This is a genomic window from Undibacterium sp. GrIS 1.2, assembly GCF_040544435.1.
In the GTDB taxonomy this organism is placed as follows: Bacteria; Pseudomonadota; Gammaproteobacteria; order Burkholderiales; family Burkholderiaceae_D; genus Undibacterium.
This window is the reverse complement of sequence record NZ_JBEONP010000099.1, coordinates 1-7,109: the sequence shown is the minus strand read 5'-3', so window position 1 is coordinate 7,109 and position 7,109 is coordinate 1. Positions and strand designations below refer to the sequence as shown.

Annotated in this window: 5 protein-coding genes and 1 pseudogene; all 6 read left to right on the top strand. The window is 52.7% G+C overall.

Features of this window, described 5'->3' with window-relative positions:
* A pseudogene (locus AAKU61_RS21675) lies at window positions 1-363 on the top strand (type VI secretion system Vgr family protein); the annotation flags it as partial.
* Window positions 364-380: 17 nt separating this feature from the next.
* Complete coding sequence (locus AAKU61_RS21670) at window positions 381-836, top strand: hypothetical protein (RefSeq protein WP_354335618.1); 456 nt, start codon at window positions 381-383, stop codon at window positions 834-836.
* Window positions 823-2,193 carry a hypothetical protein gene (locus AAKU61_RS21665; RefSeq protein ID WP_354335617.1) on the top strand — a complete coding sequence of 457 codons (1,371 nt, stop codon included), beginning with the start codon at window positions 823-825 and terminating at the stop codon, window positions 2,191-2,193. The genes AAKU61_RS21670 and AAKU61_RS21665 overlap by 14 nt, the downstream gene beginning before the upstream one ends.
* Entirely contained in the window at window positions 2,183-3,190 is a 1,008-nt protein-coding gene (locus tag AAKU61_RS21660) for a DUF2169 family type VI secretion system accessory protein (RefSeq protein ID WP_354335615.1), read from the top strand. The genes AAKU61_RS21665 and AAKU61_RS21660 overlap by 11 nt, the downstream gene beginning before the upstream one ends.
* Window positions 3,191-3,245: 55 nt before the next feature.
* Complete coding sequence (locus AAKU61_RS21655; protein ID WP_354335613.1) at window positions 3,246-4,391, top strand: hypothetical protein; 1,146 nt, start codon at window positions 3,246-3,248, stop codon at window positions 4,389-4,391.
* A gap of 31 nt (window positions 4,392-4,422) precedes the next feature.
* Window positions 4,423-7,109, top strand: a 2,687-nt coding sequence (locus AAKU61_RS21650; RefSeq protein ID WP_354335611.1) for a DUF6531 domain-containing protein, incomplete at its 3' end; no start/stop codon positions are given.

Genomic DNA, 7,109 nt, shown 5'->3' with positions numbered 1-7,109 from the left:
AGAATGAAGACCGAAACCATCGGCATGGCCTATATGCAAAACGTCGGCATGGGTCGGATGGACAACGTGGGTATGGGGTATAGCCTCAATGTAGGCCTGATCATGTCTACCATTGTGGGGATGAACCAGATCACCAAGGTCGGAGTGGATTACTCCAACACGGCTGGTAAGACTTATTCTTTAGAGGTCGGTGGTAGCGAGGGCAGCTCTTTCAAGATGGATGCTGAGAGCATAGTCCTGAACATAGGTAAATCCTCCATCACCATGAAAAAAACGGGCGAAATTACGATTGTCGGGGACAAACTGGAAATTGTCGGAGAGACCAGCGTATCGATCATTAGTCCCGACATCCACAACAACTAAGAAAAGGGAGAAATAGAATGGTGAAGAACGTTCGTGTGATGCCACGCCAAGACCAACTACATCCTACATCCCAATGTATAGGTATCGTCACGTCAGTCAACGCATCGCAGTGCGAGGTCACCATAGATCGTGCACTACACCAGGCAATCATTGCTACCCATATTCCCTTTCTTATTCCAGGTCAACAAGTGGTGCTCGTTGATGGGGGTACGCAAGCTGGTTTGCTAATCATTGCCGCCTGGCCGTTACCTGGGCAAGCTGAGCAACCCATGCAGTTTAATCCAGCCACCGGAACGCTCAGTATTCAGGCGGCACGTCTCAATTTATCAGCGTTGGCGGTGATTGAATTGTCCTGTGGTGATGCAAAGATACGTCTGAGTATCGACGGTAAGGTACAAATTGAAGGTGCGGAAATTGTATCGGCAGCGATAGGCCCTAACCGAATCGAAGGGGCCAGCATTGACCTCAACTAATCTTGCGAACGTCGCGCAACCCGTAGCGCAACTCAACCGGCGTTTACCACCCATTGCGGGCCTGTTGGACGACATGATAGATCAAGCCATACGTGCGCGGCAGCGTCGCATTCTGATTGCGGATAATCCTAGCCAAAAGTTAAGTGCTTTAAGGGTATGTGATAGTGCACTTGATCAGGCCGTGATTAGCCTCAGTTTGTATGGCGCGGATGCAGGCTTGCAACTAGAGGCACGAATCGCCAGCAGCACTGGTGCAGCACGCGAAGCCGCAGTGTTTCTACGCGTGGCTTTAGTGGTGCATACGCGAGACTCCGCTCTGATGGATCTGACACGTGAATATCTCGCCGATTATCCGCGCACCATACGTGACGCATATTGGTTCTATCCTGTACCAATCGGCCCATTTGACGACCATACTGAGCATATTGTTTCTCTATTCGACAAAAGCAAAGAAACGCCTGCCTTGCAAGTACTAGCACTTGAATTGATAGGCAGGCGCGACGTAAAAAAACTGCGCCAACAAGTGCGACTGTTGCCAGAAGATTCGATACTGGCACCGCAAGTGCATCTCGCTATGGCGCGCCTAGGCGACGCTGATCAACTCACCAGACAATTTGTCAATGCCAGCCTGCTCCCAGATCAACAAACGCCAAACAAGATCTACGCACACGCTGCAATGGAGATTGCCGCAATTGATCCGCGTTTGCTTGACAAAACTGTGCTCGGTCAAATACTCGGCGCAGAGTATGGAGAGAGTATAGATACTGCTTGGGCGATCGCCGCTTGCTGGGATCCGCAAAGCCTGTATCACTACGCTAAAACACGCGAAGATTTACCCTCTACTCTCATGTTGCGTATCGTTGCAGTGACCGGATATATCGCGGGCATTATTGCCGCTTGCGCTGACATGGCCAATAGCACGGGTACCATCACCGCGCAACAAGCCGATGTTCTTGTTTTAGCTTTAGGACAGGTACCGCCTGAAGCGCGTTGCGAGCCGAACGATCAGGAGCAAAAATCAAAAGCCCTGCGCTCCTTGTTGTTACGCGTTTGTCGTGCTGCGCATATTCCGTTAAATAACGACGCTGATCGCTGTCCGTGGGATGCCAATGCTATTCTTGCGCAGCCTGATCAATCCGATAACGTACGCTTACGTGCAGGAGCAGTTCTGCGCGATACCGTTCCCCAGTTCGGATCTGCCGTATTTGAGATAACGCACCCACTGCGGCAATGGCTGTTTATAGAGCGTGCCAGCACCGCAGGTATCACCTTATCACTTTCTGTTGTCGATGTTGCGCGTAGGCAGGAGCTGGCATTGATGGTGGCTGAGTTTGCGGACGAACTGAATGCTGACTAACCACACGCCGCTACCTGCAATAGCTCGCCCGTACCGCGATCACAAGGGGCATTCTCATATATTGGTAGTGGTCAAGGGAGGCTGGCGTCTCAGCACGGGGCGGATGGCCGCGGCTGAACAGCAAGTCGGCTTGCACGAGCAATCGGTCAAGGTACTCTTGGGCGATCTCTTGCTCGATGAAGCACAACGTAAGGCGCTGGCGACAAGACGAGACGAAGAGATTGTTTGGCTTGATCACGATTTATCGCCTCCTAAACCTGCATTTGATGTGTTGGTAGCGGGTTATATTACGGCACCACCCAACTACACCAAAGACTACATTGATGCCAGTATTCGTATTGGTCAACATTCGTCTGGCATGCGCGCTTTTGCGCCACGATATTGGCGAATCGGCTGGTTCAGCCAACACGCAAAAACCATCGTCCCAGCGGTACGTCGCGTCCCTATTACCTATGCCGTTGCTGATTGGTCAGAGGGCTTTCCACTCAACCCGCCTGGGGCTAGTCAAGGTCTGGTCGCAGCATGGCTCCCCTGGATAGAAACAAAACACGCCTCCAGTCGACGCCTGAAATATTCCAAAAAGCCAGCAGGTATGGGTTTCTGGCCAGAGAACGTATGGCATAGGCAGCCGCATGCCGGTACTTATGATGAGGTGTGGCAGCGTGAGAGATCGCCAGATCTGCCCAAGGATTTCAATACGCGTTTTTATAATGTGGCCCATCCCGATTTGCAATTACCCGCAGCACCTGTTGCTGGTACAGCGATACAGTTAAAGCATCTCTCTACTCAGGCAAACATCGAATGCTGTTTCCCGAGCTTACAGTTATCGGTACAAGCAACGACTGCTGCCGGAAATACCCTGCCTGTGACGCGGCTACAAGCCGACACACTCATCATAGAACCTGAGTATGACCGTCTATCGGTGGTATGGCGCATTCTTCTGCCAGCCGGTGCGCAGCAAACCGCCCTGCGTAGCGTGCGCTTATTTAAAACTTGATTAAAACGTGACTGACATTCGACCGTAACTTGATGCAAACTGGACACCTCACCGCATGAGTAATTCTTCCCCCATCCTGCTGGCATTACGCTCGACCGGTGCCGTCACTGCGATTGGCAATTCATCATTGCAAACCTGTGCATCGTGGCTGACCAAAGTACGTAGGCAACGCAAGATTCATCTTGATGAATATAAAGATCCGTTCACTGTTGCCGATTGCTACAGCGTGACGGAAGGTTTGAGTGGCACCGTACGTTTAGCCGCCATGTTAGGTTCTACCGTAGCCGAAGCCTGCGATGCGCTGGCAATTGCACCAGCTATGCTGCCAGCACAATCAATACAAACTACAAAACATCAAAAGTATGGGCAGACCCGCACCTTGAACCAGGAGCAACTTGATACGCAAGCCGACTATTTAGAAATTCTGCTACTACCAAACTGGTTACCTAGCGAAGACTGCGATAGTCTCAGCGCCATGCTCACTGATTGGCTACTAGCCTACCCAGCCTGGAGTAACAACAGACGTGAACGCCTGATTGTGCAGGCCAGCACTACTGGCGGATGGACAGCATTGGAGCACGCTTATCGCGCCATGGAAAAGAACCCCTACTTGCAACACGTGATGATTGCAGCGGTCGATAGCGCCTGTGAACCAGCGGAATTACAGCACGCCGCAAAACAAGGCTGGTTGCTGCAAGCCGGTAATTCACAAGGCTATGTCGCCGGTGAAGCGGCGGCCTGTGTCCATTTAACGCGCGTGCAGCATATTACTGAGGTACCCGCGGGCAGTTTTGCACTGCATCGTCCCAAACTGATGCATACCGCTAGCCGTCTGTGGCCGTCGACTGAGCAACCACAAGCCTTCCCGTTAGAGCAGGTACTGAGCGGTGCCATGCAATCGGCGCATATGCAGGGCCCCAATATCAGCCATCTAGAAAGTGATATGGATGGTTCCGATTGGCGCGCAATGCTGGAATCAACAGCACTGGGACACGTTATTTTTAACCAAAGCGGAGGTATGGAGCAGTGGCGACCAGCCATCTTACTTGGCCAATGTGGTGCGGCAAGTGGGCTCATCAATTGGATACTCCCTTCATTGCTACATGCCCAGCATATCGCAGGCGTCAATACCGTACTCAACTGGGCCATTGAACCTAGCGGTGAGATGGCCGCCTGTGTCCTTGAGCGCTCCCCGCACTGACCCGTACTGATTCACTACTGATCGAACATTCATGTCTACCAACGTCTACACCGATGGCAAAGCGCTAGTCACTCAACATGCCCATGGGACGGTATCGCAACCGGTCGATCCGGTATTGATGAAACCCAAAGGCGATCCAGGGGTTGCGCCGCATACCAATAACAGTTCCGTCATTAAGAACGCAGCAGGTACGGTCTACGACCACAAAACGCAGGTCGCTCATAGCGAGAGTTATTTGGGGGCAGGCAAACACGCGCCTATCGTCATTGTCGGTAAAAACACGGGAATGCTCCACGGTGATAACGGCTTTTTGTCCTTCATGAAAAACGTCTACATTGAAGGGCGCAATGCAGTAATGCATGAGGTAGAAACAGGTGTCAATGCGCTCTGGAGCTTGCTCCCTCCCGCAATAAAAAACATCGTCCAAAATGGCAGTGCCATTGCTGGCGGTCTCTCAGTAGACGATTTTGCCAATGCCGCGAAGGCCGATGCCCAAGCGATGCTCGATGCCATCAAATCGACTGACACCTTAATCGCATTGGCACAAACTGCTGCGCTGATGGGTGTTTCCGCCATTCCTGTCGTGGGGCAGATAGCCGGAGGCGCGGCCGCAGCCATGCGGATCAAGAGCGCGGTTGAATCCGTCGCGGGTGCGGCTGAAGAATTACAGGCCATGATGGAACGCTGGACACAACCGATGAGTCCAGCGCAGATGGCAGCCGAACGGCAAAAGCTCGCATCCTGGCTCATCCGCGTGGGGATATCTGTGATCTTAGCGGCGCTAGGCAAGGCCATGTCCAAACTGTCCAGCCGCGCTACCGGAAAAGAAAACTCAACGAAATCCATCAAAACAAACGAAAAGGCACAACCAAAAGGAACCAGCTGTGCCTGCGCCGTTGGTAAGCCCGTCATCATCGCCACAGGAGAAAAGTCACTCACCCAAAACGATTTCCAGTGTCCCGGCACGATCCCGCTCGACTGGACACGCAAGTACCGATCAGGCGACACCCGCAGCAGCTGGTTCGGCCAAGGCTGGTCGACACCGTTAGCAGTACAACTAGCACTTGCTGCCGATGGCCTCACTTATTATGATGCGAGCGGACGCAGCGTCAGCTTACCGACGATTGCCGTCGGTACAGAATTCTTTGAAGCCTATGAGCAATTCACCTTAAAGCGTAGCACCCAAGATGATTGGGAAATCATCTTCAAAGATGGCATCAGCCAGCATTTCCAACGCGTGCGTGAGGATTTGTTTGCGCTACCCTTGATCTTGATCAGCGACCGTAACGACAACTGCATCCGCTTTGCTTATCCAGCGCCGCCAGACGACCCTTTCGATCCATGGCGGCCGCACAGCATCACCGACAGCGGTGGGCGGGTGTTATATTTACAGTGGACACCACTAAGTCTGCTCAGCACTATCGGCATACGGATTGATCCCGTGGCACCTTTGCAACACATCGCCAGCTACACGTACAGCGACACCGGCGATTTACTCAGTCACACCGATGCCAATGGTGCTCAGCGCCGCTATGAATGGCGCAACCATGTTCTCGTTGCCTACACCGAACCAGATGGTGCACGTTATTGCGCAGATTATGACGCATACTCACCGTCTGGTCGGGTCACCCGCTCGTATGCCGCCATTGACGGACGTGGCCTGCACTTTGTCTACAATGACCACGCCTGTGCTACCCGAGTTACTGATGAATTAGGTCGCAGCACTCTTTACGAATACGATGCCCGCAAAGACATCATCGCCACCACCGGTCCCGATGGCATACGGGTAGCAACCCCATTCGATAGCAATGGCCACCCGCGTGGCAGTATTGATCCCTTAGGGCGACAAAGCTTCTTCCAATTCGACCGGCGCGGTAATCTCACGACCCTGGTTGATGCCGCTGGTGCGCGCACGTCGATTGACTACAACCCTCTTGATTTGCCAGTAAAACTTACCGATGCGTTGCAGCACATATGGCGTCGCGATTATGATCCGCGCGGCAATCTCGCCAAAGTCACCGATCCCTTAGAACAAAGTATCTGCTATTCCTATGATAGCCACGGACAACCCGTGACAATCACTGATGCCCGTGGCGGCAACAAACAACTGCAATGGGATGCAGCTGGTAATCTGATCGCTTATACCGATTGCTCAGGTCATACCACCCGCTTTACTTATGACATGCTCGGGCGTTTGCTTAGCCGCGTCGATGCGCTAGGCCATACCACGTATTACTGTTGGGATGCGGTAGGACGCTTAAGCAGCATGACAGAACCGTGTACTAACCATCATCAGAACAACAATCAGAATAATCGGAATAATCAGAATAATCGGAATAATCACAACAACCATCACAACGAAGAGGACAACCCAGCCAAGCACCACTACCAATGGAGCGCAGAAGGCCGCTTGCTCAGCTACACCGATCCATTGGGTGCCACAACCACCTACCACTACAACCGCCACGGTGAGCCCATCCAGCGTAGCGATGCCAACGGCAACACACTCGACTACGCCTACGATGCGGTTGGGCGCTTAATTCGCCTCACCAATGAGAACGGCGACAGCACCTATTTTAGTTACGACATCGCCGACCAGCTCACCGATGAAACCGGCTTTGATGGCCGCCACCAACGCTATTGCTACAACGCCGCAGGAGAACTCACGCATCTGATCGAGGCTGGTGGTAGCCAATTCGGTCCAGGCAAAGTCACCCG

Bases quoted from the DNA above. Each gene is read 5' to 3' on its own strand.
- AAKU61_RS21670 (WP_354335618.1), top strand. From the start codon at position 381: ATGGTGAAGAACGTTCGTGTGATGCCACGCCAAGACCAACTACATCCT.
- AAKU61_RS21660 (WP_354335615.1), top strand. From the start codon at position 2,183: ATGCTGACTAACCACACGCCGCTACCTGCAATAGCTCGCCCGTACCGC.
- AAKU61_RS21655 (WP_354335613.1), top strand. From the start codon at position 3,246: ATGAGTAATTCTTCCCCCATCCTGCTGGCATTACGCTCGACCGGTGCC.